The sequence below is a fragment of the Oculatella sp. LEGE 06141 genome (genome assembly GCF_015207605.1).
GTDB lineage: Bacteria > Cyanobacteriota > Cyanobacteriia > Elainellales > Elainellaceae > Oculatella.
This window is the reverse complement of the sequence record NZ_JADEWO010000009.1, coordinates 100,844-123,138: the sequence shown is the minus strand read 5'-3', so window position 1 is coordinate 123,138 and position 22,295 is coordinate 100,844. Positions and strand designations below refer to the sequence as shown.

Genomic DNA, 22,295 nt, shown 5'->3' with positions numbered 1-22,295 from the left:
GAGGTCACCAGAGCTAGGAGAAGCTAAGTCTAGGCTTGCCGCACCGTTTAGCGTCTTTCTGCAATAAGGGCAGACAGATTCGGGCATTCTTGTTTTTCTCATGGCTCACCCCCTAGAACAGCAGCGATCGGCTTGGCATGAACACGCTCCATCCAGTCAGGGCATGGAAGCTGATGATCTTCTAGCCCTAGCGGATGAACAACACAAAGAAATCCTGCTCCCGTAGCACAGCCGGAGGCACAGCGCAGGCATCGCGCCATCTGAGCACGGCGTGGCTCGTCTCTCTCCCAGCGAGCTTCCTGCTCAGCACGTAGCAGCTCAAACTGTTGTCGCCGCTCTAACCGTTCAGATTCTGCCTGTGCCAGTCGTGCTTCTAACTCAGCCTGCCGTGCTGTTCTACGAGCTGCGATCGCCCGTCGTCGCCCTGCTTCAATCGCCTCGCGATTTTGCTCAAAGATGGCAAGGTAGCGATCGCGTTCACTCAGCCATTGTGCGTATTCTTCAGCGTTCTCAGCTAAGAACGACTCTACTCGTTGCCGGGAGTAGAGCTTCATCTCACTCCATTTCTCATGGTGGGGATTGTCGGTGATGCGATCTGGTTCACCAAGCCGAGCAATCCAGCGATCGCTCAACAGGTAGGTACGGCGGAGAGTTGTTTTAGCAATCCATTGATCGCGAGCTTGCCAGTGGCAATCGTCAGGATGCCAGAGAAGCTCTGTGTTCCAACCTAAATATTTGCTCCAGTAGCGGTAGCACCCTCGCGGCTTGACACCCTCCCCGCTGAGATTAAGCTTCTCTAGTTCCTTCTGTGTTTTCAGCTCTAGTGGAATTGCATCACGATCAAAGCAGGTTGGTAGGGTTGGATCGTCTATCTCGCAATCCTCTTTTTGATAAAGGTAGACCCACTCAGAATCACGCCAACCCCAGTAACAACCGGATGGCTTAGCATCACCAGGCTTGAGGTTCCACCGCTGCAATTGGCAGACAGTTTTCATCTGTGCAAACCGCTCCGATCGATCGCTGATAGGCGGCAAATCAGGAATAGTAACCTCTGTCTGATTGAGATCGTATAAGTCAACGTGGTACGGCGCATTCATCACCCGCATGGTCGCGACTGGCTCACCTAACGGCTTGAGGTTTTGCGCCATCAGCTCATCTTCGGTTTTTAGATGGGCGGGGCGATCGTGGTAACGGTGTACCGGACAACCCGCGCAAACCGTGCGAGGTTTTGACTTCCAATTCAGATGGCAGACTTTGCAATACCAGCGATCGCCCCGCTTGTTCAGTTGATGGTCAGTCATGGCGATCGCCTTCTGAGGACATCTCTACCGCCTCAAGTCCTAAAGCCAGGGCAATGTAGCCATCTTCGTTTTGAAGGTCGGAGGGAAGGGCAGGAGAACCTTGAGCGACAAACAAGCCCTCATAGAGTCGTCCTTGAGCCGCATAATACATTCGCTCCCGATCGCTCAATAGTCCGTTTATAAATCTGTTGTGTTGCTGTTGAAATTCAGGCATTTCTACATTTCTCTTAAAACGGTGGTTCATCACGATTTGGATCGTTAACAAGACACAGCCAGCGGTAGTGCAGAGTACCAATCGCCCTCTTGTAAAACCGACCTAGATAATCCCAAAGCGTATCGGCATAGGGATCGGGGCAGCGGCGACAGTTGGCTTGGGGCCACCCGCGATGGTTCGATCGGTAGGTGATTTTGTGATCAAACAGAAAACAGATTAGTTGCTGGATTCGGTATTTCATTACTCCTAAATGGAATGTCATCTCAATCGATCTCCTTTTCTAAAAGTTCAATTTGTCGCTGAACCTGCCGCAACCTCTCCCGCCGCTCCCGTGCGGCGATCGCCGCCTTATGCCTGTCCGCCCCCTCCTCGCCGATGTAACTGGTCTTGACTTTCGCTTCAGGGTTTCCCCTAGAACGCCTTGGGGTGAACATTGGTTTAGAACTACGCCACCAGGCTTGGCGGAAGTCCCGCCCTTTCACCTTGCCAGTCTCGATCCAGCAACCTTCGGGGGCGATGTCTCCCTCTGATTTGATTTGAGCCTTCTCTTGCTCAAGTCGAGCCAACGTGTCATGGAGGATTTCAGCGGCGGCGATCGTTGGTTCAGCGATATAGCTGTTGTGGAAATTCTCTGTTTGAGCGATCGCTGCTGGCGCTTTACCTTTCCCAGGTTTCCTGTCGTTCTGTTCTAGGGGAGCGATCGCTTCTAGCTCTCTCTCCTGGAACGATCGCAGTTTGCCGCTGTCAAGCTTGACTGTCACAGTTCCATTGATTCGTTGGGCGCTCTCGACGGTGCCTTCCTGATTCCAGTTATGGGATTCGGTTGGCTTGATGGGCGCAACTCTAACTCGGTCGCCTGCTTGAAATGCAGTTTTTTGCTTCAACCCTTCTACCTGAAGTTTTGCCGCTGGAATCCGGGTGCGAAAGTTGTAGCCCACAAACTGCACCACAGCTTCAGCTTCCACCGTGTCCCATCGCAGATATGCATAGACCCAGTTTTGCCCCGCAATGGAAACGAGATCGCCCTTTTTCAGCGCTCTGATATCTTCAGTAGTAGCAGTCCGCCATGCACCTTTCTTGACCTCGCTGTAATAGACCTGCTCCTTGTAAACCGCCACAGGACTGACTTCAACGGGCTTTGAAGGAAACAGGCGATCGCTTTTTTGACGAGTTAACTTTGGCTCTTTGGTGGGAGCTGCGACTCGGTCGCCTGTCTCCAGGTCAGCCTGCACTCGAACCAATGTGCTACCAATTAGCAACTTTGGCTTGGGTTCACCGATATCGAGCAAGACCATGCCAGAAGGGGTTGTATTCTTGAACTTCCCGGTAAACTGTTTGCCGTTTAGATCCTCACCCTTGACCAGCATTCCTGGCTCTAGCGATCCCAGATCTCGCACATGATTCTTGGTAAGGGGTTGGCAATAGCGGGTACTAATCCAGACATCCTTGCCGTGGTCAAAAGCAACGAGACAGTTTTGCTGACAGGGGGAGAATTGCTTGATCCTGCCTGTGTTGGTGGTGGAGCCGTGGTAACAGCGATCGCCCGCTCCGAGTCCTTTTGGACGCTTAGGCTCCAGAGACAATTGCTCGCCCTGATAAGGCTGAATTTGTTCTAGGGGAAGCTGAATCTCCCCTCGATGCACCCCATCCGACGGATAGGCATCTAGATAAATCTCATCCAGGCGGGCGTATCCTGCTCGACCCAGTTGATCGATCGGTGGCAGTTGGCATTCATATTCAACGGTGACCGTTCCTGGAATTGAGTTCTCTGGCTCGATCGCCACTCCAACCACCGATCGCACCTCACCGAATAAATGCAGATCGAAGGAGACTCGATCGCCTACCGCCACTTTTGGAACGGGCGGCAAAACTATTTTGATGGATGAGGGAACCAGACCCTCACCTTTTTCAGGTGGGGATGGGGACGACTGTAAATCAGACTCCTTCCCTGAAGTTGTGCCAGATAGCGATAGATCAGCGACTTCGTGATCTGAAGCTCCTTTTGGACGGTGGAGGCAATGATTCCGGGGTTGGCCTGAACGAGTTGGAGCACTTGTTGTTGGCGCTTCGTCAGAGATTCCATTTAGGGCATCTAGTTCAACGTCTTTCATTTCCCGACCCTCCGCGTCTGCCGAATCGTGACGGAGAGTCGTCCAGCTTTCATCCCCAAGCTAGCTGTGGCTGTGTTGGCGTGGATCTTCATGACACCGTGGAAGGCCATGCGGGATTCTCCCCCCATAACCAGCACGTCACCCGATCGCAGTTCAATGTCGTGGTGGGGCTTATCCTTGTGCTGGCAGTTCCCCAGCCGGAACGTGCAGCTATCCCCTAGAGAAATGGTGACAATTGGGCTGCCGGATTCTCGCATCACAGAATCCTCAGAACGGTCTTGGTGCATTCCCAGGCTGGAGCCGACGGGAAAGTAATTGACGATCGCCACGTTTGGGAAATAATCACCCAAATATCTAGGCAATGTTTTCTCCAGTGCGCGGCAACTCAGGAAATGCAGCCGAGCGGGAAAGGGGCGATCGGTCTCGAAGTATTCGTATGGCTTCCAGTTCAGCCCCAGTCCACACAGAGGATGGTTCATGGGTGTGCCGTTGGGCATGGTGGGTGTCCAAAACCCGCCTTTGCACCAGTCACGCAACCATTCCACCAGCTCTGCCTGCTCATCTAGAGAGAGCCAGTCAGGAATGTGGACGCAGCCAGGGGCAAGGTGAGCTGGCTTTCGAGGAAGGAGGTCAAGTTGCATTAGCCAATTACCTCCGTCTTCATGCCGTTCACGACCGCCCAAGTCAATTGGCGCAAGTGAACCCTACCTTTCCACTCCAGCTCTTCAGTGCAGTGGAAGCATTCATAGATCCTGCCAAGTTGCTGACTCTGCTCAATGACAGCCCCAACCTGGTCGCATCGAGGGCAGCGATCGGGATCAACGCACATGATTGACCTCCTCAATACCGCTCTCCCCTAGAACAAATCCCCAAGCAGGGTAGCGATCGCACAACTGCTTCGCTTCAGGCACATGGCTGCACTCGCAAAGCATCTGGAGTTTGGCGCGAATGAAGTCTCGATCGCGGCTGCTCCAGGCAATGATGCAGGCATCCTCGACCTGGCGAAGGTCAATTCTGGGTTGACTCTCAGCTTCAGGCGCAGAGTTCTGTGCTGGCTTCTTGCCCTGCCTGAGTGCCTTGATGAACAATCCGGTAGGATTCCGCACCCACCGCTTTCCAACCTCCTGGCGAACGTAGGCAAGGGCGTTGGGGATGCGATCGCGGTTCTGCTCCATCTCTTTGCGAACCGTGCGATTGTCCTCAATGCCAAGCTCAATCAATTGAGCTGAAAAGTCCGTGGCGGAATCGGCGGAAGGCATATCTTCTCCACTAGTTTCAGGTTCTTGTATAGGGGGTTCATCAGGCGGTAAGGGCGAAGCAGGAACGTGGCCGCTCAATGGTTCGGATTCCTCTTCCTCGTTTTCCACAGCAGACAGCGCAGATGTTGTCTGTGAGAAAGAAGGTGAGTTGTTTGTTGTGATCATTGGCGAGGTGTCGCCTTCCAGAGACGAGGTGTCGCCTTCCAGAGACGAGGTGTCGCCTTCCAGAGACGAGGTGTCGCCTTCCAAAGGCGATTTTTTAGAAGTGGCTTCCAGTAAGGTTTTGAGCTGCTCCAGCTTCTTTAAGTCAGCCTGGTACTGGTAGGTGCGATCTTGTCCGTTGTAGGGGTTGTGCCGCCGCTGGACGAGGGCAAGGTCATTTATCAGGTTGAGAGCGGCGCGGATGATGTCTTTGCAGTGCTCTCCTTGAAGCTCTTCATGCAGCGATCGCGGAGGCGGCTCTCGATTTTCCTGCTTCCAGAGGGCGAGCTGTTCTTCCGTAGGAGGTTTCGGTTTGATGATGGGAATCCAGAACCAACAATTTTTTAGGGAAAGTTGGTAGGCTTCCATCTTCCAGCGTGTCTGCCGTTCAAAAATCTGGAGCAGTTTTGCAGCGCAGAACCGAACGGCGCGGGAGACAGGATTGTTTTTAATGAGTTGATCGAGAATTTGCAGGTAGTCTCGATCGAGAAGGGTGATTGGCGCTGGGCAGTGGCAGGTAGTCATGTCTCACTTCCTCTGGCGATCGCCGTTAGCACGGTATCAAGCCACATTGGCCCCTCCAGTCAGCAACGCTCTAGAGGCTGGTAGGTAGAACACCCAGCAGCTTTCGCCAAACTCTAATGCAAAATATTTGCGTGCCCATTCCTCACGCAGCTTCTGATTAGGCGCAATCTTCAGCAAATGCTCACGGTACTGAGTCCGTGATTCTGGCGTATCAGCAAACAGGCATCCTTTAAACCATTCAGGGCGAGGTTCGATCGCTGCTCGCTTAAAGTTGGCGATGCAGGTGGAATAATGTAGCCCTGAATCGGGCTTGTTTTCACCTAAGGCCGTTTTCCAATAGGCATTACGCCACAAATCTTTGAATTCACGCTCCCACTCTGGCAGTTTCTTGTTCATCCACTCTGCCCAAAGGGGACTTTGTTGCTTGTTGTTGGCAGCTAGGGTTGCTTCTAGCAGGTCATAAGCAGCATTAAGGTCTTGACAGTGTTCGGTAGCTTTTTCAAGTCGATGTGGGTTTAGGTCGGGATGCCATTTTTTGATCTCACGACGATAGGCATCTTTGAGCTGAATTAGCTCAAACGGAGCTTCTAGAGCCAAGAGGTTGAGTGCTAAGACTAGAGTCAACATGAGCTACCTCCAGTTTCAGCTTTCAGATTGAGTCCATTGGTGGCAGCTTCTTGACGGACTTGAGAGTATCTATCAATGTGTCCACAAGGATTCCTCCATCCATCACAGACCTGGCTGCGTGAACCGTCATAGCTGCGAATTGGAAAGATTTCACCACGCTGACCACCACAGGCAGGGCAAACCCACTTCACGCGGTAGCGAGCAAAGTAAACGCCTTCATGCTCATCTGTGGAGGGGATAAAAACAGTTTGAATAGTCATCTCTGTATCCCCCTACGCGATCGCTAACGACAGTGAATAATTCGCGACCCCGTCTCGCCACTTGGGATAGTAGAAGTCGAGATAATCAAGCACCTGATGGCGCTCGGGGCTTGTGAGACAGCCTCGAACAGCTCCAGGAATGCCGATTAGTTCAGCAACCTCTAGCAAGACCTGGTTGTTGACCCGGCTCTTGAGAGAGTCGGGTTGATATAGCGCCTGCAACAGGTCTACGGGGATGATGATGGGTTTAAGATGGGCGATCGACGCAGGAATTAGCTGCTCACCTCGCTTCGCTGCCTCGATTCGCTGGAGTGCCGCCCGATCTTCAGCCGGCTCTAGCAACACGTCACTAGAAAAGGAGTGACCTCCATCAACCCACTGCACTACTGGGTGCGTTTGCCCTATGGAGCGAACCAACTTAAACTCGACAACCCAGCCCAAACGCTCCGATCGCGTTCCCTGGTTCTCAACCACGGGCAATCCTTTGACCTGAGGAAGAGGCAGGCGATACATGCAGCAACCACGGTTCTTCTTGATCAATACGCCTCGCCTCACCAGGGTGTTGCAAACCGCTTGCAGTCGCGACTTAATAAGGTTCCCATGCTGCCGCCGCGCTAAATCCTGGATATCACGGGTCGATCGCAGTCCCATCCCAGGCTGAAGGATGCTTAAAACGATTTCTTCATACCGCCGATCCGCTTCTTTGGGAGGAGGGGTGCGATCGCGGTAGACTTCAGCGATCGCCTCTGCTGCAAAGGTGGCCTTGACGAGGTTCTTTCCAGGCTTGCGGCTGATTGGGCGGAGCAAGACCGTGACTCGATCGCCTTCAACTTTAGGCGTGGCTGCAACCTGGCAGCGTTGATAGCGGCGATCGAAGTAACTGTTAAATTCGTCATGCAGCCGCAGATTTTTATACGGCTTCCGGCAAAATTCATCCGGAACTGATACAGGCGATCGTGTAGCTGATAAACTAGTAGACATAATAGAAGCTGTCTCCATGTAAGGGGGACACAGAGCAGCCGGTCACTTGCGAGGTGGGACGGCTGTTTCTGTTTTTAAAGGTTGTGATTACGAAGGATTGCTTGCCCTGGAAGGGTTCATGCAGCCTGCACTAAGCGCGACTCTTGCGACTCTTGCTGCTTTTCAAGCGATTCAATCTTTTCCTTAAGCGCTGCGCTGGCTATCTCCTGAATCGTTTGATCCGTTTCCACGCAGAGAATCTTCAGTCGTCGCTTTAAACTCACGGGAATTCGGATGGTTATTTTTTCCAGTTCCATTTTTTTTAGGATTGCCCAACTGCCTACATTCAATATTAAAAGATTCAATATTGAATCCGTCAAGATCGACTTAGCCTTTCTTCGTAGAATCAATATTGAATTGGGTAAGCTCTGGGTTAATTTGGAGTGGTACCCACATGGGTACCACATTGGAAAGGAGAGATAATGAAGAGGGGCGTTACTGCCAACGGACAATACATTTTTGGGCAATTCGTCGCAGCAATGCGCGATCGTCAAGGGAGCGATCGCGCTCCAGAGTGGATGAGCGCTTTCCAGCACGAAAAAACTCAGCAAGCCTTAGCAACGTGGCTCACTGAGCAGACAGGTATAAAGGTTTCAGAGAGCGCCGTTGGGCGGCTAGAGCGCGGTGACGGCTCCCCTCGAATCGACGTTCTGATTGCCTTGGAAATGGCTAGTTTTCTAAAGTTTCCAGATGGTTCCTCCTATCGAGTGGGCGACATGGTAGACGTGATGCGGGAGATAATTGACCCGTGGACAGGCGATCGCCACACCAACGGATTTAGCAGCGTTAAGGCTTGATGCAGCCTTAACGCTTGATGCGCTTAACGATCGCCAGCACCCTATTCTCGTTCGGCACGGGAATCAGTTCGGTGCAATAGCGAAAAGATTTGATCGGATATTCAATTTGTTCTGGCTGGCCGCTATCGTAGACGCGATCGATCGCCTCCATGATTAACTGAGCCGTGGCAATGGGAAGCACCTCGTCAAGCCGCTTTCCGAGCATGTATTCATCAGGAATCATTGAGATGGTTCCCTGATGGATATTCACTTCCAGATAAATTCCAGTGGTGCTAATAATGAAAACCGATGCCTCTTTTACGAGGTAGTTTATTAGCGATCGGCAGCAGGAGCAAAATAGGACTTGCTCTTGCTGATGTTGGTCGTCAATTGGCCCTAGTATTGGTTCCATAGTGGATGGGTGAAGTTCAGTTATGTCAGCAACTTCGAGAGCCACATCCGTCCTTACAGGCGCGTAAAATTTCAAGACAATTTGCTCAAACGGTGCCAGTGAGATGCACTGCTGAGTGATGTCTTCGACGTGTTTGGCAACAGCATTAGTTGCTGCTGTAGAGGGCTTAATTTCTAATATCAATTCTCTTAAATCAGAACTGATATTGACCTCATTAATGTGCTGAAAAACTTCAGGCGATCGCGCAAGAATTTGCTTGAGCCGCTCAATCAATAACTCCTTTATTTCCATGCCAACCTCTCTAGGTGGCTTGGGGTACCCGCAAGCTTTTTTGGCACTGTAGCTTTGCTTTAAAACTAGTGGAAGGGGGTCGATCCCCTCGCTGCACCTTAATTTTAAAGCAGCACCTAAGGGTTTTTCTTGCTGAAGCGTGAAAGGTTAATTGCGGATGGTTGAAGCTGAGGGTGGCAGTTCATCACGGTAGTGACTCACATGCTTCTCCGTCATGGTCACGATCGAGCTTATAAGGATCACTCGGGTCAGCATCTAAAATTCGCTGTGCTTCTGCACGGGTGCTGAAGTCAGAGCAGTTATAGTCGCCACCAGCAGGTTGAGCAATCGAGTTGGCAGTCGATTGCAAAGGAGCAGGAACAGCCATCGGTTCAGGGCTAGCAGATGACCGGTCACCTCGTCGCCAATCCCACGGCATGATGGGATTATCCTGGCTCCAGAAAGCAAGCCGCTGCTGTTTAGCTTGATCTTCAGCTTCCAGGTAGCGATCGCGTGTAGCATCGCAGCCGCTCAAATATTGGCGATAAACCACCGCATGTCCTTCCTGCACCAATTGCAGGTTGACCGATTGACCATCGCGGTACACTTCAGCAACTTCACGACCGTAGCGATCGGTGTCTACAACGCGCAGCTCTACCTCTGTTCCTCTAGGCAGGAGCTGCCGTAATCGGTCGGTTGATTCTTACCCTTGGGGGGCAGCAGATTCGGGTGAATCAATGCACGCCATACGAACCGTTACGGAACTGCGATCGCTGGTGTAAATCGCCTGAAACGTATCGCCATCTCCTACTGAAACCACTTCAGCAGGGGTGCGATCGATCGCCGTTGAGGCAAGAGCTACAGATGCGATCGGCGTTGGGGAAGGGGCGATCGATGGTGCAACGATAGGAGTTGTTCTAGGGGATGCGATCGGGCTGGGTGCGATGTGTTGAGTTGGTTCTTGAGCCGCTGTCTCGACTGGCAATGGCGGCAACTTACCAATGAGCGACAGTCCAACGACAAATACAGCGATTTTAGTTCGCATGCTAGGCAGTCTGCCCAAACGCCTCAAAAAGCGGTTGACGGGTGGCAGGCAGATGAGGCACCAAACCAGCAATATCACGCCATAAGTAAGGCTCAAAAGGCTGGGTGGCATAAACATGGTGATCGTACCCAGCCCAAAAAATACGCCAAATCCCCATCCGAGGAAGGTCTTGATCTTTTCCATTGTGCTGTCCAAGGCTACGGACTTAGGGTGCCCTGGCATCGGCAGTTTGTTCTAGGGGATGAGGAGGCGATCGGATTGGTTGTGCTACGTTGGGTTGACGTTTGGACAATCGTTTGGGCTAGGGATTGTATGCCGATGACGATGAATCCAATTTGTTAGAGTTCGCTATCATTTCTCACAACTCAACAACCAACCTTAAAGATGTTCCATCAACTTCCACTGCTCAACCAAAATTCTGACGGACCACAAGAGTTTTTCACATGCAAGCGTTCTTGGTCTGCTGCAAAACACCGAATTATGCTGCGTTATATTCAATCGCATTGTTACAACTTGGGTGGAGATAAACCCTTTCAATCTAGACACATTAATTATGTGGATGGATTTGCGGGTGCGGGAAAGTACGATGATGGTTTTGGCATTGAGGACTTTGTCGAAAAATCTAATTTTTGGAAGCGATATAACATTGATCTTCTAGATACCGACGGTTCTCCTTTGATTGCCCTCAAATGTGCCCAAGTGTTTCGGGCTGAAAAGCGAGTTAATCTACGATGTTTTTTTGCAGAAGCACATAAGAAAACAAACAAGGAACTTCAGGCAAATTGCTTAGGAATTGGAAATGGAGTAGAGTGCAAAATTTACAAGCCACAACGGTTTGATAAAACTTTTCCTCAAATAATAGAAGATTTGAATGAGTACCCTACAATCTTCTTCCTAGATTCTTTTGGAGTCAAAGGTATAAACTTCGAACAAATTGGCATGATTGGTCGATATGTTAGCAGATTTAAGGGAGAACTTTTTTTGCTATTTCATAACTCTTCTGTTGCGCGTCATGCAGGTTACTTGACACAAAAATCAGACAACGAAAGGATGAAAAAAATAGCTGGGACTTATATGCAAAATTTAACAAAGATGCTCGGGCCTAATTCTGATGAAGATTGGAAACCAAAATGGCTGGAGTTAAAAGATGAGCCGCAACAATTTGAACGTTGGGCACTTGATTACTTTACCCAAAGAATTGCTAATGAAGGTCAGTTTAATGGAGTTGCTAGTTTTGACATAAAAGAACGGTACACCGATTTGCGTCCAATGTATAGCATTGTGGTTGGTAGTAATCATCCGCGGAAAGCCTGCGGGGAGTTCTTAAACGACTTCTTTGCAGACGAAAATAAGCTTCTATTTTACGAAGTCGATAAGAGTAAGAAGAATAGGAATTTTTTACAGCAAGCATGGGAGCGACAGACTCAGCAAAGGAAGAGTGAGATCAAACCTAAAATCATTCAACTTTTAAAGCAAAGAAATCAACAATGGAAGAAGATGGATGATGTGATTACTGACCTTATTCTTACTTTAGGTAGTCAAGGCTATGACCTGGGTTACCTGAAACGATCCGATTATCGAACCATAATGATTGAATTATTCACTGAAGGTATTATTCAAACTGAATCCTTAGGTAAAAAACGATTCCCAACACTAGAAAGCAAAGTGAAAATCGTGTGATAATAATTAAAAACAGAAGCCGGATTTGGGAGAGATATTATGTCAATGAACTCAGCAATAGAGTGGACTGAATCTACCTGGAATCCCACAACTGGATGTGATGAAATTAGTCCAGGGTGTAAGAACTGCTATGCAAAGCGATTTGCTGAGCGATGGCGCGGAATAGAGGGTCATCCATACGAGCAGGGATTTGACATTAGAATCTGGCATGAGCGATTGGAATTGCCATTAACCTGGAAGAAAACACGCCTGATCTTTGTAAACTCAATGAGCGACTTGTTTCATCCAGAAGTTCCAGACGACTTTATTCACAAGGTCATCTCGGTCATGGAGAGGGCACACTGGCATCAGTTTCAGTTACTTACAAAACGGCCTGAACGAATGCTAGAAATTGCGAAGCAAGTTGGGAAATTACCCTCCAATGTTTGGGCAGGAGTAAGCGTTGAGTCGCAAGCTTGGACAACTCGAATTGATTTGCTAAGACAGGTTCCAGCTCAGATTCGATTCTTATCCTGCGAACCACTATTGGGTCCGTTACAGCTTAATTTAACTGGAATCGATTGGGTCATTGTAGGTGGTGAATCCGGCATTGGTGCAAGACCAATGAAATCGGATTGGGTAAGAGAAATACGTGAGCAGTGTCTAGCAGCGGATGTTCCCTTCTTCTTCAAACAATGGGGCGGCGTTCAGAAGAAGCGAAATGGACGAACCTTGGATGGTAGAACTTGGGATGGTTTTCCATCAGCAGGGTCAAAAACCGTTCAGTTATCTCAGAAAGAACCTGTTCAGGAAGCTCAAATCGCTCTACCTCTTTAACCCTTGATCTGACAATGCTTGATAGCCGCATTACAACTTGCTTGCAGTGCGGCTAATGCTTCGTGGACGACCCCTTCAGATGATCAGGTAGCGATCAGAAGTCTAAAAAGAACTCTCCGTATCGCCTCCTGGTTAGTTATTCTCCCCTTTACCTAGAATGCCTGGTGCATAGCGTTGAACGCTATCATTGATAAAGAGAAAGGCGATAAACCTTAGTGGTGCAGAAAACTCCTGAAACCCTTATGGAAACAGGATTCTCAATAAGAGGGTAATCTTGGGATTTTCCAAAAAATCGAACGAGGGCACTGGGTTTCAGCCACCGTTTTGATCTTCCAAGCTCTCGATTGTGAGACTCAAAAAAGTTTTCTGCACCACCAAGGGCGATAAACCCCTATACGCCTGAGTCGTATTTGCTTTTGCTGGCAATCACTCTGACAATAGTTGTTCTCAAAACCTAGTTAAGAAACTACGTAGAAGTTATCCGCTCCTTCAGGGCACTCCTCGTTCATTAATGCCAAACAACGACGAACACTGGCTTCGGAGTTTCCCCAACTTATCGTTTCATGGCCACACTGACTGCAAGTCGTCCAAACGCAAGGTGAATCGGTGCCAGAATCGTTCTCTTGGGTACCATAGACTACTTCACATTCAACACGAGCCATGGCTTATCTCCCCGTTTAACTTACTTTCTGAGCGTATTTTAAACGATGTTTCGGCACGCCTATAAGCCCGCTCTAACTCATCCCATTTAGTCCGATCGCCTCCGTTGCGATCAGGATGACGTGAGAGGGCTTCGTTGCGATACGCCCCTCGAACCTCATCCCAGCTTGCGTGTTGGCTAACGCCCAACACTTCCCACCACTGCTTTTCAGCCGCTTGCCCATTCGTCGATTCAGGCAGTGCCTCATAGCCCATAAATGCCTGCTCCAGCGTCCCCACCCCCCACCGCTGCTGTCCGCGCAGAGCGTTGATGTGTTTGGCGATCGCCCACACGTTATCGATGACCCGATCCCAACTATCGCAAGCCAGCACCATCGGCTTTTGGTCAAACCGGAAATAGACTGCAACACCTGGATCTTCAGGCTGCTTGAATCGTGCGTAAGGCAATCCGTCTCCTCGCAACGGAATGTTGGTAGACAGAACCACGCTTTTTGCATTCAGTAACTCCAGTTCCTTCAACAGCTCATCACGTGCCTGGGCAAACGTTCTAGTTCTGTTGCGATCGAACTGTGACGGCTGGCGAAATGTGGTGCGCTTCCAGCCTGCGGGATAGTGAAGGGGATATCGCAAATCAGGCTCAGTCATAGTCTCCTCTTAAAACGGTGGTAGTACATCATCCCAGAACACTGAAATACCCCAACCATTGGGGTCATCGCAATACACACCCCAATCCTCGATTTCGCGCACAACTGCGATCGCAAATCGTTGGAGCTGCCAATAGGGAAACGTGGGGAGATACGGCGGCGTGACATAGCCAACGCGATCGCCAATTCTCAGGTCTAAGTTAGACATTGCGATCGCTGTTCTAGGGGTACAGATGGCAGAGAAGAAAGGTTGATTGAGCCATACTCAATCATTAAATTGCACCCCCAGAGTCACCCCAAGAGCTTGTTCAATTTTTCTTAAATTCTCAATTGATAAAGCCCCTTTCAAAGTCTCCTTCTCAATGTCGTACCAGTAGGTTCGGGAGACCCCAACCTCGTCACAGATTTCCTCAAGAGATTTGCTGCAATTTAAGCGAGCTTGCTTGATCCGCTCGCCCAAGCCCTCCACCTCGATCTCCCTTATCTGCCGTATTCGCATCTTAGTGGCTAACACAATAAACCCCTCCAGTAGAGTAAACCGTTAGCTAACAGTATATAGCACACTGTAAACTATTAGTTGACACACTATAAACTATTAGTGTACATTTAGATTAATCGAAAGGCGATCGCCCCTTCAGCCTCGGAAACTGACAGCAATCGCCTTTCGCAATCTCTCTCAACTCAAATGCTTGGACAACACGAAGAGTTGAGAACCCCAAGAAAACCTCGGAGGATTTGAATTAATGGTAGCTCTAAACGTTAGAACCGTCGCGCAACAAGAACTCGACACCTGCATTGAGGCTCAAGCCACCGCGATCGCTCCCGACGATGATGACGCAGCACTCCAGAAAGAGCTGCTGCTGGATGACTTAGCCTTCCTATCACAGGCGATCGACGAGATGCTTGCTGCTCGTGACCAGGGTGCTGAAGATGCAGAATCGCGGTTTCAGGACTGCTGCAAGCGGGTCAAAAGCGTGGCGATCGGGCTTGATTTGACCAAAGAGATATTTGCAGATCAAGACCGGCTCTTAAAGCGGCAGGGATTGAAAATCCATCTGGTTCCCATTGCTAGCTGATGGCATGTGGGGCGCATCACGCCCCACTCTCTCGACTTGAAACACCCGCAACTTATTGGTGAACCACGATGCAAATTTCAGATTTCCCAGAAGCGATCGCCCGCACCCAGTTTCAGCTTCTTTCCCAGGAGCAGCATCTGCGTAAGCTCCAAGATGCTCTAAGCCAGTTTAATGCTGAGATTGAAGGCGCGGTTGCCTTTGATAAAACCTTGACCAACGAAGGTCAACGCAAAGCAAAAAAGGCTGAGCTGATGGCAGTCGAAGACTACCAAGCCCTGCTGCTTGAGGTTCAATCGGCACAAGACAAGCGCACTGAACAGCAGATCCAGTTGGATCTGCTCCGCAATCAGTTCAGCGTGCTGAAGCTCAACGAACGACGAGCGATCGCAGAACTCGAAGCTGTTGCAGCCGCCTAAACCTACCCTAAAGCCCCTCTCCAGAAGTCTGCCCCAATTGTTCATCCTGCCAGCTCAACTTTCCACGGCAAAGCTGGCAGGTTATCCTAACGGACTTCATTCATGCTAGTTGAATTAACTTCGATCGTTCTAGGGGTAACACCCCCATCACTTCCAGTACCCGTTTATTCCCAGGTTCAAACACAGGATGAGACTAGTCATCGCGGTAGTGGTAGGCGAGATCTTGATCAGCAGGCAATAAAACCCATCCAGCCCCAGCCTGACTCATGTACAACAACCGACAACAGGCCGGGTTGTGGTGTTCACGACGATCGCGACTGGGAAGTGGTTGAAGTAACCTTCGCTGCTTCAGAACCATACGTTCCACCTGTCGAAGATGGACCGGAACGCAGCCAAGGATCTGGCACTCGGTAACGCTTAGCGATCGCCCCTCTCGCTCAATCTGAGGGGCAACTGTAAATCAAATGGGAAATGAACAATGATTAGCTGTGAGATTGCTGTTGAATTTGAAACAATGCAACAAGAGTTAGAAGAAATCAAGCAGATGGTGCGCGACGCTTCAACCCTAGAAGACCTCAATCACCTGCATCACAAGGTTGGTGCATCGGAGCAAGAGATAGAAGCCGCTGAACAGCGAATTAGCAAATTGGATAGGCTTGTTGCTTGGTGTGCATGGGAAAAATTTGAGTCTCAGTGCTCTCTTGAAGAATTGCAAGCCCGTCAAGAATGGACGGCAATTATGAACGTTCAGAACGAATACGAAGCCAAATATTGCTGATAACGCGATCGCCCTCTTGTCACCAGCAAAAGGGCGATCGCTCCACCACTCTTCCGTCTCCGTTTCAGGTAAAGTTCTTGCTATTCTCAATCTTTGAGGTTGATGGCGGTTGGAATCTCTGCATCTACACCGATCCACATCCAGAAATTGAGCCGCTTCAACCCTACACCCTATTTCCTACGCTCACAGCCGCGCTAACGTTTGCACTCCATCCAGATTGGAGCCGCGTCTCCGACATTCCGTTCTAGGGGAAACCTTATGACCATCTCAGATACTGCTCAAATAATTGCTGCTCTAACTCGACAAACTGAATTGCTGAGCGCAATCGTTAACCACCTCAAACAGCCGCAGTTAGGACTGACTGAAGCGCCTGCACTCATGCGGATTTATGCAAACCGATCGAACAACTGCTTGTGGTACATCGTTCATAATGGCGAAGTTGTTCCTGTCACTGCCACAGCTTTGACGGGATACCTGCAAGAGTTACGCTTTGAGACGGTGGATCGACGCGGTAAGCCGGTGGTCAAACTCCAGGCTTATTTAAAGGGCGATCGCCCCTACTGTGTGGAGTCTGGCTATGACTCGCATTTCAGCAAAGGCCTCTTATCGGCGGTTGCCGCCTTGGAACCACAGCAGCTCCAGCAACCCATCACCTTGTCCCCACAACCTGGCACTGACGAATCAGTTCTGTTCTGCCGGATGTATGCGATGGGCAATCCGGTGAAAGCACCCTACGATGACCAGACGAACTGGAAGATGGTTGCTCGACGGGCGATCGCCAATGTAGAGGCGGCAACAGGGGAGGCGTTCTAGGGGACATAGCTAGCTGATGAGGGGGCGATCGAACGAATGGGTATCGAATGGGTTGATAGTCATTACTTCAGTTGCTGGGAACTTAGGCTCAGTCAATTAGAAGACCTATGCATCACTTCACTCGCCGTGCAGATGTTGCGATTGTTGTTGCACTGCTCTTTAATCTGAGCATTACGTCCGAAAGCAGATCAAAAATACCTTCGCAGCTTATATCGTCTGTAGAACATTATCGAAGGTCCAGCTCAGGGTAGTCTTCAGGATTGGACAGAAGTTCTTTGTGTTTCCAATACCAATCTTCTAATTCGTGTAACACATCACCTAAAGTGGGCCATTTCTCAGCCCCTACCCACAGTGGACTTTCAGATAATTCATTTCCCGTACACCAATCGAAAGTATGCTTGTGGTGCGGATCAGCATGTCCAAGACGAAAGTTAAAGTCTTCATCCTGGTTGTCATATCTAAAGATATTGTGATTGTTGCGAAGTGAAGCATTATAGGCATACCATTCAGTTTGTACTAAAGGCTCCTGAGGATCTTGGCTAACAATTCGTATCAACTTCTCTACTCTTATAACAAGACCCCCTAAGCAACCTATTTCTCCATCAAGCAAGAAACAGCAATTAGAGGGTCGAAATTCCAGGGTGTCGTTACCAACAAATCGCCGGGACTTGAACTGCTCAAGAACCGTCTCGTGGGTCTTAAAGTAATTTTGAAAGCGATTGGGTTGGTGTCTCATCAGGTCGCATCTTAAGGTTGTTTTTCACTTTCAAAAGCAACAACCAGGAACAAATTTCAGCTGTTTCCTTAATCAACCCTTGAGAAAGTTGCTGTTTCATTGCATCGGACGACATTTCGTAGCGACACTCAAACTCTTTAATCCGAGCATCCACTTCATTACACTGTTGCTCGAGATGTTGTTTGTCTGGGTTTAGGGCTGCATTGATTAAGCTGTCTATCTCAGATGCCTTTTGTTCTGGTGAAGTTGCTGCAAGCTGCGATAGCTTGATGCCTTTAGTTAGAATTGCCATAACCACCACTGCTAGTGTTTTTGCTAGATTCTGCACACAAGCAAATTCTTGCCTGTGTACAAAAGATAACGCAGTGGCAATTGCATAGCGCTATCCCACATGAAAGTTTTACGGGATAGTTAGGGCAGTCAAAAACTCTGTATTGCTTTTTTGACGTATTTTTTGGTGCTGTTTGACTTCTTGCTATGTAGAGCAAAAATTTAGAGACAGTTGGCAGGAAAAGATGCCCCCTCCAATTTGGAGCTTGGTATGTAGGCCTAGAACCACGCATCCCCAAGAAACAAATCAGTGGAAGAAAGTCACCGCTCTATGTTGTCTGTGTCAGTTTCACCAACGAGAAATCGCGTTACTCGATCGAAAGAGTTAAGCCATTTCTCTTGAAATTGTTCTGGCCAGTTTTGATTGAATGTGGGAAGTTTTTCCATGATTTCCATGAGCTGTTCAGCTGGAGTCAGGGACTTGGCTTGCTCTGTCAAATGCTGAGCGTTAGAGGAGTTTTCAGAGAGAGGCATATCTGCTACCAGTTGAATTGTTTTCGGCTCGGTGTCTTTAAGTTGAGTGCTGATTACAGGCGAATCTTGATGAGCATCTTCATAGAAAAGCTTTTCAACTAAGCCTTTATCCAAGCCTGGACAAAGAAAGTAGTGATACTCTCCAGATCGTTTTTCTCGACAACTCAATCCGAGACCCCGAACCCGTTCTAGCTGAGCATTACTTGTAGAAGGCCTCTTTCCAGTTCTCTTGGAAACCTCTTTAGCTGTAGTATCGCCAGACTCAGCTATCCACTTCAATATCTGAATGTGAGCGGCTCTGTAGGGTGGGTTAATAGCTAGAAGAACGCTTCTCAGCTCTTCTAGCGTGTTGGGAACTTTATTTGATTGCAGAACTGTATGAGTAGTGCTGAATTGCCCTTTCTGGTCAACCCTTTCGTCATCCTGCTTGTTTCCAGGGCCATTCCCTGCCAATATCAATCGAAATTGTTCCACGTCAACCCAATCAGCAAAGCTATAAAAGTGTGTAGCTTGCATATTGGGGTAGCGTGAATTTAGTCTTGAATTAACGACTACTGTGCCTTTTTTTTCAAAAGGCTTCACTCGATTCTTTGCTTCTGTGTAAGATAAGCCTGTTTTTTGTCTTAGATCTTTTAAGGTGAATTCACCTTGATCTTGAGACAACTGCATCATTCCTAACAAAGCTTGAATACCCTTCTCATCTAATTCTTGGACTAAAGCTTGATAGTCCACGTCAGAAGAGTTGTTGTCAGGAGGTTGAGAAACCACATCAATCTCCTTACCTAGCAGAATTAATGGCTCCCTGCTGGGCGGTGAAGCTGTCCCTGAACGGTGCTTACCATTCAAAATTGCTGTATAATTAGACATACTGAGATGTTCTCCCAATTGGGAGTTCAAATTAGTTAGCATTGAAGCGGCTATTTCCTTTGTCCGAGGGTAGTCGCTTCTGGTCTTTAAATTAACACAAATTCTTTTTACGAGATCTGCAAAGATCTTAGCTTAGAAAATCAAGCCAGAAGCAATTGCCCATCCTACAGCAACAACAAAGCTTTTTCTTCAATCATGTCTAAGCGATAGGGTTCCAGCATCACATCAAAGTCACCCATTCTTGTCGCTGTGGTTTTACATTCAGTTTTGCTTCAAAAGCGCATTAGTAAGGGGCGATCGCCTTCTACCCCACCAGCCGCCTAACTGAAATAAAAGCATCAGGGAATGCTAACGGAGCAACATCACCTTGGGTTAGCGTGTTCTCTGATGTGTAATCCCCATTTGCAGGCGATCGAAAGACAATCAGTTGTTTGTTTCGCAGATCAGCAACCCAATATTCTTGAATTTGGGCACTAGCGTAAATCTTGGTTTTATCTTCTAGATCCTTAGTCAAGCTGGTGTTTGAAAATTCAATCAACCAGAACACATCCTCCGCATGGGGATGACGCTCTGCATACACCTCTCCTAACGGCTGAACGATAGAAATGTCTGGCTCTGGCTCTGAGTCGTTAGGCAGGGTGATTGGCTTCCCTTCACGCACCTTTGCCCGATCGCCTAGTAGTCGCTCTAGGTAGTCGGCAGTTTCATCGCTGAAATAAGCATGAGGTGGTCCCTCTGGCGGCATTTCAATAATTTCCCCATTCAGCAGCTCGACCTGGCGACCTTCCAAGATACCAGCAGCAATCATGCGGTGATAGTCTTTAACTGTCCATTTTGCAGCAATCAGCGCCATAGCGATCGCTCCTCCGTTACTGCTGTAAAGCTGGCAAGCTGTCATACAGTAATTATGTCCCACGGGTTAACCTGTAGGTCAACATGCGTCTCCGCGTTGTTCCAACTGATGAAGAGAAGCATCAATAAGGGCTAGAGCCGATTTTCTAACAACGTAATCAGCACTGCGACATGTTCAGCTTAGATGGGTGGCAGCATCATCCATGCACAATTCGATCGCCAAACGCCGCGTTCCTACCCCATCGGGTCAGGCCGACCAATGCCTAATTGCTGAAGAGTTTGCCTGATGTCGCTATGGTTTTCACCACAGAAGTAGTAGCTTTTCTTTCGTAAGTTCGCGAGATAGTAACCAGGCTTGCCGCCATTGATGCGGAACAACTCAATGATGACTTTAGCTGGAGTGAGGTGGTAGCAATACAGCCGATCTTCCATAGTGGCCGCTACAGGTAGGTTCAGAGGGTTGTAGAACGGCGTGCCCATACTAAAATGCCAAGTCCTTCCTTCCCGCCGGACGATGAGGTAATAAATGGGATGAATGAGGCTGTCCGACATGGGGTGAAACAAAGTCTTCTAACAGCGGCGTTCTAAGGAATATATTACCAGGCTGATTGGAGGGCGATCGAACCCTCATTGGCACCGATTGCGCTCTGTTCAAGATGGGCGATGGGCGATCGCTAGAATGGGTTGAGACTTTAGTGAAAAGGTGCTAAATGGAGCGTTTTATTGAAGCTATTGAAAGTGCTTTGGAAAGCAAAAACTGGTATGCAGCATTATCCCTTGCACTGCTTCTTCCAGATATATGTGGAAAGCTCCAATTTCCAGCGCAGGCGACAGGCCCAAGATATAAAGCATGGTTTGATAAGTATGTTTGCCCCACCTATACCATTGGATCTCATGTATTTTTAGGTTCTGGCGATTGCTATGCACTTCGATGCTCATTTTTGCACGAAGGTGGAGATGATATTACAGCCCAACGTGCCAGGGTAGCGTTGGATAAATTCCGCTTTACCGTCCCTGATTCTCAGGGTAATCGTCGGCATTGTAATCATCTCGACAATGTTCTGGAATTAGAAGTAGGCGAGTTCTGTCGTGATATGTGCAAAGGAGCAAGGGTTTGGGAAGTAGATGTAGCTGAAGACAACGACGTGCAGGAGAGGAAATCTACACTACTGTCTATTCAAACAGTTAATACTCACCCTTTTTCTTGGGAGCCACCTCGATTCAACTAATCTAGCTGGATGCTGTCTTCAATGTAGTGCGCTAACCAGTTTAAACAGTAGCAACGCTTCAAGAGACAACCAGAATCCGTAGCACGATCGCAGCATCCAGGCGTTAACCGGGCGGAATGCCGGGAATACATCTTTAAGCCAGGTCAAAATAGCGTGAGTCACTCGGTTGAGAGGCACAATATCGCGCATCGGCAGTTCATGCCCCAGATTTCGATAAGTCAGGTGCTCAGCGTGGTGAGCTGGCAACAATGGGCAAACACAGTCACGCCCAAACAGCAGAACAAAACAAAGCCATCGGCGGAACATCCATGATGGCGATCGCCCTTCAACATGCTCCCGATATGCCGGCGAGAACTGCTTTACCTTGCTGCGTTGAGCAGTGCGGCTGCGTCGTCTTCCCATTTGTCGTACTCCCTTGGAAACGCGGAATTCTGCACTTTCTGAGCTGCGGCTCCAAGTGATTTGGCTGCGCGATCGCCATCCTGCTGGAGCGCATTAAAAAACAGTTTGGAGCTGCATGAGGGTTCCATGCGGCATTCTTTAGACCCCCATGAATCGCGCTGCTGGAACAAACCAACCGAGTCGGACTTACCCCAGCCCATCTTCTGAAACCACCAATCATCACCGTGATCCAGATTCTTCAACGACGACTCTTGCAGCGCCGCCATGAGTGCGATCTGGATATCGCGATCGCTCATGCCCATTGCAGTCCCCGTTGAGATGATGGCAGCCGCATTTTGCCGCTGTTCTGCACTCAATCCTGAAACTTCCCCGTCGATCGCAACATTTCGAATTTGGCGAACAGTTTCGGCAGATGGCGCGAAGCTGGTCACAATGACAGTCCCGGCTAGCAGGAATAAAAGGCTATCTAAACTGACGTAGTGGCGACGTTCCATACTCCTC

The 22,295-nt window shown here is 49.1% G+C and carries 32 protein-coding genes; 9 read left to right on the top strand and 23 right to left on the bottom strand.

What is annotated here, in order from left to right; genetic code table 11:
• Positions 1-98 precede the first annotated feature (98 nt).
• From IQ268_RS09235 to IQ268_RS09190, 10 genes are all read right to left on the bottom strand, one after another.
• Entirely contained in the window at positions 99-1,301 is a 1,203-nt protein-coding gene (locus tag IQ268_RS09235; RefSeq protein WP_193877732.1) for a hypothetical protein, read from the bottom strand.
• Positions 1,294-1,515: a hypothetical protein gene (locus tag IQ268_RS09230; RefSeq protein WP_193877730.1), complete on the bottom strand. Its 222-nt coding sequence runs from the start codon at positions 1,513-1,515 to the stop codon at positions 1,294-1,296. Before IQ268_RS09230 ends, IQ268_RS09235 begins: the two co-directional genes overlap by 8 nt.
• Before the next feature lie 13 nt (positions 1,516-1,528).
• Positions 1,529-1,756 carry a hypothetical protein gene (locus IQ268_RS09225; protein ID WP_193877728.1) on the bottom strand — a complete coding sequence of 76 codons (228 nt, stop codon included), beginning with the start codon at positions 1,754-1,756 and terminating at the stop codon, positions 1,529-1,531.
• 22 nt (positions 1,757-1,778) lie between these two features.
• A complete protein-coding gene (locus tag IQ268_RS09220; RefSeq protein WP_193877726.1) occupies positions 1,779-3,383 on the bottom strand; it encodes a hypothetical protein in 1,605 nt (534 codons plus the stop codon).
• Between the two features lie 2 nt (positions 3,384-3,385).
• Positions 3,386-3,598 (bottom strand): HTH domain-containing protein, encoded by a 213-nt coding sequence (locus IQ268_RS33350; protein ID WP_193877724.1) that lies wholly within the window; start codon positions 3,596-3,598, stop codon positions 3,386-3,388.
• A 24-nt stretch (positions 3,599-3,622) separates the two neighbouring features.
• Positions 3,623-4,267, bottom strand: a complete 645-nt coding sequence (locus tag IQ268_RS09210; RefSeq protein WP_193877722.1) for an alpha-ketoglutarate-dependent dioxygenase AlkB — start codon at positions 4,265-4,267, stop codon at positions 3,623-3,625.
• Positions 4,268-4,444: 177 nt separating this feature from the next.
• The gene (locus IQ268_RS09205) at positions 4,445-5,611 is read right to left on the bottom strand and encodes a hypothetical protein (protein WP_193877720.1); all 1,167 of its coding nucleotides are present in this window, start codon (positions 5,609-5,611) and stop codon (positions 4,445-4,447) included.
• Positions 5,612-5,647: 36 nt separating this feature from the next.
• A complete protein-coding gene (locus IQ268_RS09200) occupies positions 5,648-6,238 on the bottom strand; it encodes a J domain-containing protein (protein ID WP_193877718.1) in 591 nt (196 codons plus the stop codon).
• A gap of 272 nt (positions 6,239-6,510) precedes the next feature.
• Positions 6,511-7,479, bottom strand: coding sequence for a hypothetical protein (locus IQ268_RS09195; RefSeq protein WP_193877716.1), 969 nt, complete (start codon positions 7,477-7,479; stop codon positions 6,511-6,513).
• Positions 7,480-7,595: 116 nt separating this feature from the next.
• A complete protein-coding gene (locus IQ268_RS09190) occupies positions 7,596-7,775 on the bottom strand; it encodes a hypothetical protein (RefSeq protein WP_193877714.1) in 180 nt (59 codons plus the stop codon).
• Between the two features lie 165 nt (positions 7,776-7,940).
• On the opposite strand from IQ268_RS09190, the gene IQ268_RS09185 reads away from it, so the two are divergent.
• Positions 7,941-8,315 carry a helix-turn-helix transcriptional regulator gene (locus IQ268_RS09185; protein ID WP_193877712.1) on the top strand — a complete coding sequence of 125 codons (375 nt, stop codon included), beginning with the start codon at positions 7,941-7,943 and terminating at the stop codon, positions 8,313-8,315.
• A 7-nt stretch (positions 8,316-8,322) separates the two neighbouring features.
• On the opposite strand, the gene IQ268_RS09180 is transcribed toward IQ268_RS09185, so the two are convergent.
• The 3 genes from IQ268_RS09180 to IQ268_RS32195 all read right to left on the bottom strand — a co-directional run bounded on the left by IQ268_RS09180 (position 8,323) and on the right by IQ268_RS32195 (position 10,204).
• Complete coding sequence (locus tag IQ268_RS09180) at positions 8,323-8,997, bottom strand: hypothetical protein (RefSeq protein WP_193877709.1); 675 nt, start codon at positions 8,995-8,997, stop codon at positions 8,323-8,325.
• A gap of 184 nt (positions 8,998-9,181) precedes the next feature.
• Entirely contained in the window at positions 9,182-9,652 is a 471-nt protein-coding gene (locus tag IQ268_RS32200) for a thermonuclease family protein (protein WP_305082369.1), read from the bottom strand.
• A 27-nt stretch (positions 9,653-9,679) separates the two neighbouring features.
• The gene (locus IQ268_RS32195) at positions 9,680-10,204 is read right to left on the bottom strand and encodes a thermonuclease family protein (protein ID WP_228035212.1); all 525 of its coding nucleotides are present in this window, start codon (positions 10,202-10,204) and stop codon (positions 9,680-9,682) included.
• 201 nt (positions 10,205-10,405) lie between these two features.
• Here IQ268_RS32195 and tcmP point away from each other — a divergent pair, with 201 nt between their 5' ends.
• Positions 10,406-11,701: a three-Cys-motif partner protein TcmP gene (tcmP, locus tag IQ268_RS09170; protein ID WP_193877707.1), complete on the top strand. Its 1,296-nt coding sequence runs from the start codon at positions 10,406-10,408 to the stop codon at positions 11,699-11,701.
• A 39-nt stretch (positions 11,702-11,740) separates the two neighbouring features.
• Positions 11,741-12,517: a phage Gp37/Gp68 family protein gene (locus tag IQ268_RS09165; protein ID WP_193877705.1), complete on the top strand. Its 777-nt coding sequence runs from the start codon at positions 11,741-11,743 to the stop codon at positions 12,515-12,517.
• Positions 12,518-13,165: 648 nt separating this feature from the next.
• Here IQ268_RS09165 and IQ268_RS09160 read toward each other — a convergent pair.
• From IQ268_RS09160 to IQ268_RS33345, 3 genes are read right to left on the bottom strand one after another with little or no spacing between them, the layout of a single operon-like run.
• Positions 13,166-13,822: a DnaJ domain-containing protein gene (locus tag IQ268_RS09160; RefSeq protein WP_193877703.1), complete on the bottom strand. Its 657-nt coding sequence runs from the start codon at positions 13,820-13,822 to the stop codon at positions 13,166-13,168.
• A 9-nt stretch (positions 13,823-13,831) separates the two neighbouring features.
• Complete coding sequence (locus IQ268_RS09155; protein WP_193877695.1) at positions 13,832-14,029, bottom strand: hypothetical protein; 198 nt, start codon at positions 14,027-14,029, stop codon at positions 13,832-13,834.
• Between the two features lie 57 nt (positions 14,030-14,086).
• The gene (locus tag IQ268_RS33345) at positions 14,087-14,320 is read right to left on the bottom strand and encodes a helix-turn-helix transcriptional regulator (RefSeq protein ID WP_193877811.1); all 234 of its coding nucleotides are present in this window, start codon (positions 14,318-14,320) and stop codon (positions 14,087-14,089) included.
• A gap of 244 nt (positions 14,321-14,564) precedes the next feature.
• Here IQ268_RS33345 and IQ268_RS09145 point away from each other — a divergent pair, with 244 nt between their 5' ends.
• From IQ268_RS09145 to IQ268_RS09125, 5 genes are all read left to right on the top strand, one after another.
• Complete coding sequence (locus IQ268_RS09145; RefSeq protein ID WP_193877693.1) at positions 14,565-14,897, top strand: hypothetical protein; 333 nt, start codon at positions 14,565-14,567, stop codon at positions 14,895-14,897.
• Between the two features lie 68 nt (positions 14,898-14,965).
• Positions 14,966-15,313: a hypothetical protein gene (locus IQ268_RS09140; protein ID WP_193877691.1), complete on the top strand. Its 348-nt coding sequence runs from the start codon at positions 14,966-14,968 to the stop codon at positions 15,311-15,313.
• 478 nt (positions 15,314-15,791) lie between these two features.
• Complete coding sequence (locus IQ268_RS09135) at positions 15,792-16,091, top strand: hypothetical protein (RefSeq protein ID WP_193877689.1); 300 nt, start codon at positions 15,792-15,794, stop codon at positions 16,089-16,091.
• Complete coding sequence (locus IQ268_RS09130; protein ID WP_193877688.1) at positions 16,085-16,339, top strand: hypothetical protein; 255 nt, start codon at positions 16,085-16,087, stop codon at positions 16,337-16,339. The genes IQ268_RS09135 and IQ268_RS09130 overlap by 7 nt, the downstream gene beginning before the upstream one ends.
• A 10-nt stretch (positions 16,340-16,349) precedes the next feature.
• Complete coding sequence (locus IQ268_RS09125) at positions 16,350-16,904, top strand: hypothetical protein (protein ID WP_193877686.1); 555 nt, start codon at positions 16,350-16,352, stop codon at positions 16,902-16,904.
• Between the two features lie 226 nt (positions 16,905-17,130).
• On the opposite strand, the gene IQ268_RS32190 is transcribed toward IQ268_RS09125, so the two are convergent.
• The 5 genes from IQ268_RS32190 to IQ268_RS09100 all read right to left on the bottom strand — a co-directional run bounded on the left by IQ268_RS32190 (position 17,131) and on the right by IQ268_RS09100 (position 20,715).
• Positions 17,131-17,460: a DUF6516 family protein gene (locus tag IQ268_RS32190; protein WP_228035211.1), complete on the bottom strand. Its 330-nt coding sequence runs from the start codon at positions 17,458-17,460 to the stop codon at positions 17,131-17,133.
• Between the two features lie 142 nt (positions 17,461-17,602).
• Positions 17,603-17,932: a hypothetical protein gene (locus tag IQ268_RS09115; protein WP_193877684.1), complete on the bottom strand. Its 330-nt coding sequence runs from the start codon at positions 17,930-17,932 to the stop codon at positions 17,603-17,605.
• Positions 17,933-18,231: 299 nt separating this feature from the next.
• Entirely contained in the window at positions 18,232-19,311 is a 1,080-nt protein-coding gene (locus tag IQ268_RS09110; protein ID WP_193877682.1) for a helix-turn-helix transcriptional regulator, read from the bottom strand.
• Positions 19,312-19,615: 304 nt separating this feature from the next.
• Positions 19,616-20,164, bottom strand: coding sequence for a Uma2 family endonuclease (locus tag IQ268_RS09105; protein ID WP_193877807.1), 549 nt, complete (start codon positions 20,162-20,164; stop codon positions 19,616-19,618).
• Positions 20,165-20,397: 233 nt separating this feature from the next.
• The gene (locus IQ268_RS09100; protein WP_193877681.1) at positions 20,398-20,715 is read right to left on the bottom strand and encodes a hypothetical protein; all 318 of its coding nucleotides are present in this window, start codon (positions 20,713-20,715) and stop codon (positions 20,398-20,400) included.
• Positions 20,716-20,873: 158 nt separating this feature from the next.
• On the opposite strand from IQ268_RS09100, the gene IQ268_RS09095 reads away from it, so the two are divergent.
• On the top strand, positions 20,874-21,392 hold the full coding sequence (locus IQ268_RS09095; RefSeq protein WP_193877679.1) for a hypothetical protein: 519 nt from the start codon (positions 20,874-20,876) through the stop codon (positions 21,390-21,392).
• Positions 21,393-21,410: 18 nt separating this feature from the next.
• On the opposite strand, the gene IQ268_RS09090 is transcribed toward IQ268_RS09095, so the two are convergent.
• Both IQ268_RS09090 and IQ268_RS09085 read right to left on the bottom strand, forming a co-directional pair.
• Positions 21,411-21,794 carry a hypothetical protein gene (locus IQ268_RS09090; RefSeq protein WP_193877678.1) on the bottom strand — a complete coding sequence of 128 codons (384 nt, stop codon included), beginning with the start codon at positions 21,792-21,794 and terminating at the stop codon, positions 21,411-21,413.
• On the bottom strand, positions 21,752-22,288 hold the full coding sequence (locus IQ268_RS09085) for a hypothetical protein (RefSeq protein ID WP_193877677.1): 537 nt from the start codon (positions 22,286-22,288) through the stop codon (positions 21,752-21,754). The genes IQ268_RS09090 and IQ268_RS09085 overlap by 43 nt, the downstream gene beginning before the upstream one ends.
• Positions 22,289-22,295: the final 7 nt, after the last annotated feature.

Coding starts and splice junctions, on each gene's coding strand:
- IQ268_RS09235 (WP_193877732.1), bottom strand. CDS start 1,301: ATGACTGACCATCAACTGAACAAGCGGGGCGATCGCTGGTATTGCAAA.
- IQ268_RS09230 (WP_193877730.1), bottom strand. CDS start 1,515: ATGCCTGAATTTCAACAGCAACACAACAGATTTATAAACGGACTATTG.
- IQ268_RS09225 (WP_193877728.1), bottom strand. CDS start 1,756: ATGAAATACCGAATCCAGCAACTAATCTGTTTTCTGTTTGATCACAAA.
- IQ268_RS33350 (WP_193877724.1), bottom strand. CDS start 3,598: ATGGAATCTCTGACGAAGCGCCAACAACAAGTGCTCCAACTCGTTCAG.
- IQ268_RS09210 (WP_193877722.1), bottom strand. CDS start 4,267: ATGCAACTTGACCTCCTTCCTCGAAAGCCAGCTCACCTTGCCCCTGGC.
- IQ268_RS09205 (WP_193877720.1), bottom strand. CDS start 5,611: ATGACTACCTGCCACTGCCCAGCGCCAATCACCCTTCTCGATCGAGAC.
- IQ268_RS09200 (WP_193877718.1), bottom strand. CDS start 6,238: ATGTTGACTCTAGTCTTAGCACTCAACCTCTTGGCTCTAGAAGCTCCG.
- IQ268_RS09195 (WP_193877716.1), bottom strand. CDS start 7,479: ATGTCTACTAGTTTATCAGCTACACGATCGCCTGTATCAGTTCCGGAT.
- IQ268_RS09190 (WP_193877714.1), bottom strand. CDS start 7,775: ATGGAACTGGAAAAAATAACCATCCGAATTCCCGTGAGTTTAAAGCGA.
- IQ268_RS09185 (WP_193877712.1), top strand. CDS start 7,941: ATGAAGAGGGGCGTTACTGCCAACGGACAATACATTTTTGGGCAATTC.
- IQ268_RS09180 (WP_193877709.1), bottom strand. CDS start 8,997: ATGGAAATAAAGGAGTTATTGATTGAGCGGCTCAAGCAAATTCTTGCG.
- IQ268_RS32195 (WP_228035212.1), bottom strand. CDS start 10,204: ATGGAAAAGATCAAGACCTTCCTCGGATGGGGATTTGGCGTATTTTTT.
- tcmP (WP_193877707.1), top strand. CDS start 10,406: ATGTTCCATCAACTTCCACTGCTCAACCAAAATTCTGACGGACCACAA.
- IQ268_RS09165 (WP_193877705.1), top strand. CDS start 11,741: ATGTCAATGAACTCAGCAATAGAGTGGACTGAATCTACCTGGAATCCC.
- IQ268_RS09160 (WP_193877703.1), bottom strand. CDS start 13,822: ATGACTGAGCCTGATTTGCGATATCCCCTTCACTATCCCGCAGGCTGG.
- IQ268_RS09155 (WP_193877695.1), bottom strand. CDS start 14,029: ATGTCTAACTTAGACCTGAGAATTGGCGATCGCGTTGGCTATGTCACG.
- IQ268_RS33345 (WP_193877811.1), bottom strand. CDS start 14,320: ATGCGAATACGGCAGATAAGGGAGATCGAGGTGGAGGGCTTGGGCGAG.
- IQ268_RS09145 (WP_193877693.1), top strand. CDS start 14,565: ATGGTAGCTCTAAACGTTAGAACCGTCGCGCAACAAGAACTCGACACC.
- IQ268_RS09140 (WP_193877691.1), top strand. CDS start 14,966: ATGCAAATTTCAGATTTCCCAGAAGCGATCGCCCGCACCCAGTTTCAG.
- IQ268_RS09135 (WP_193877689.1), top strand. CDS start 15,792: ATGATTAGCTGTGAGATTGCTGTTGAATTTGAAACAATGCAACAAGAG.
- IQ268_RS09125 (WP_193877686.1), top strand. CDS start 16,350: ATGACCATCTCAGATACTGCTCAAATAATTGCTGCTCTAACTCGACAA.
- IQ268_RS09115 (WP_193877684.1), bottom strand. CDS start 17,932: ATGGCAATTCTAACTAAAGGCATCAAGCTATCGCAGCTTGCAGCAACT.
- IQ268_RS09110 (WP_193877682.1), bottom strand. CDS start 19,311: ATGTCTAATTATACAGCAATTTTGAATGGTAAGCACCGTTCAGGGACA.
- IQ268_RS09105 (WP_193877807.1), bottom strand. CDS start 20,164: ATGGCGCTGATTGCTGCAAAATGGACAGTTAAAGACTATCACCGCATG.
- IQ268_RS09100 (WP_193877681.1), bottom strand. CDS start 20,715: ATGTCGGACAGCCTCATTCATCCCATTTATTACCTCATCGTCCGGCGG.
- IQ268_RS09095 (WP_193877679.1), top strand. CDS start 20,874: ATGGAGCGTTTTATTGAAGCTATTGAAAGTGCTTTGGAAAGCAAAAAC.
- IQ268_RS09090 (WP_193877678.1), bottom strand. CDS start 21,794: ATGGGAAGACGACGCAGCCGCACTGCTCAACGCAGCAAGGTAAAGCAG.
- IQ268_RS09085 (WP_193877677.1), bottom strand. CDS start 22,288: ATGGAACGTCGCCACTACGTCAGTTTAGATAGCCTTTTATTCCTGCTA.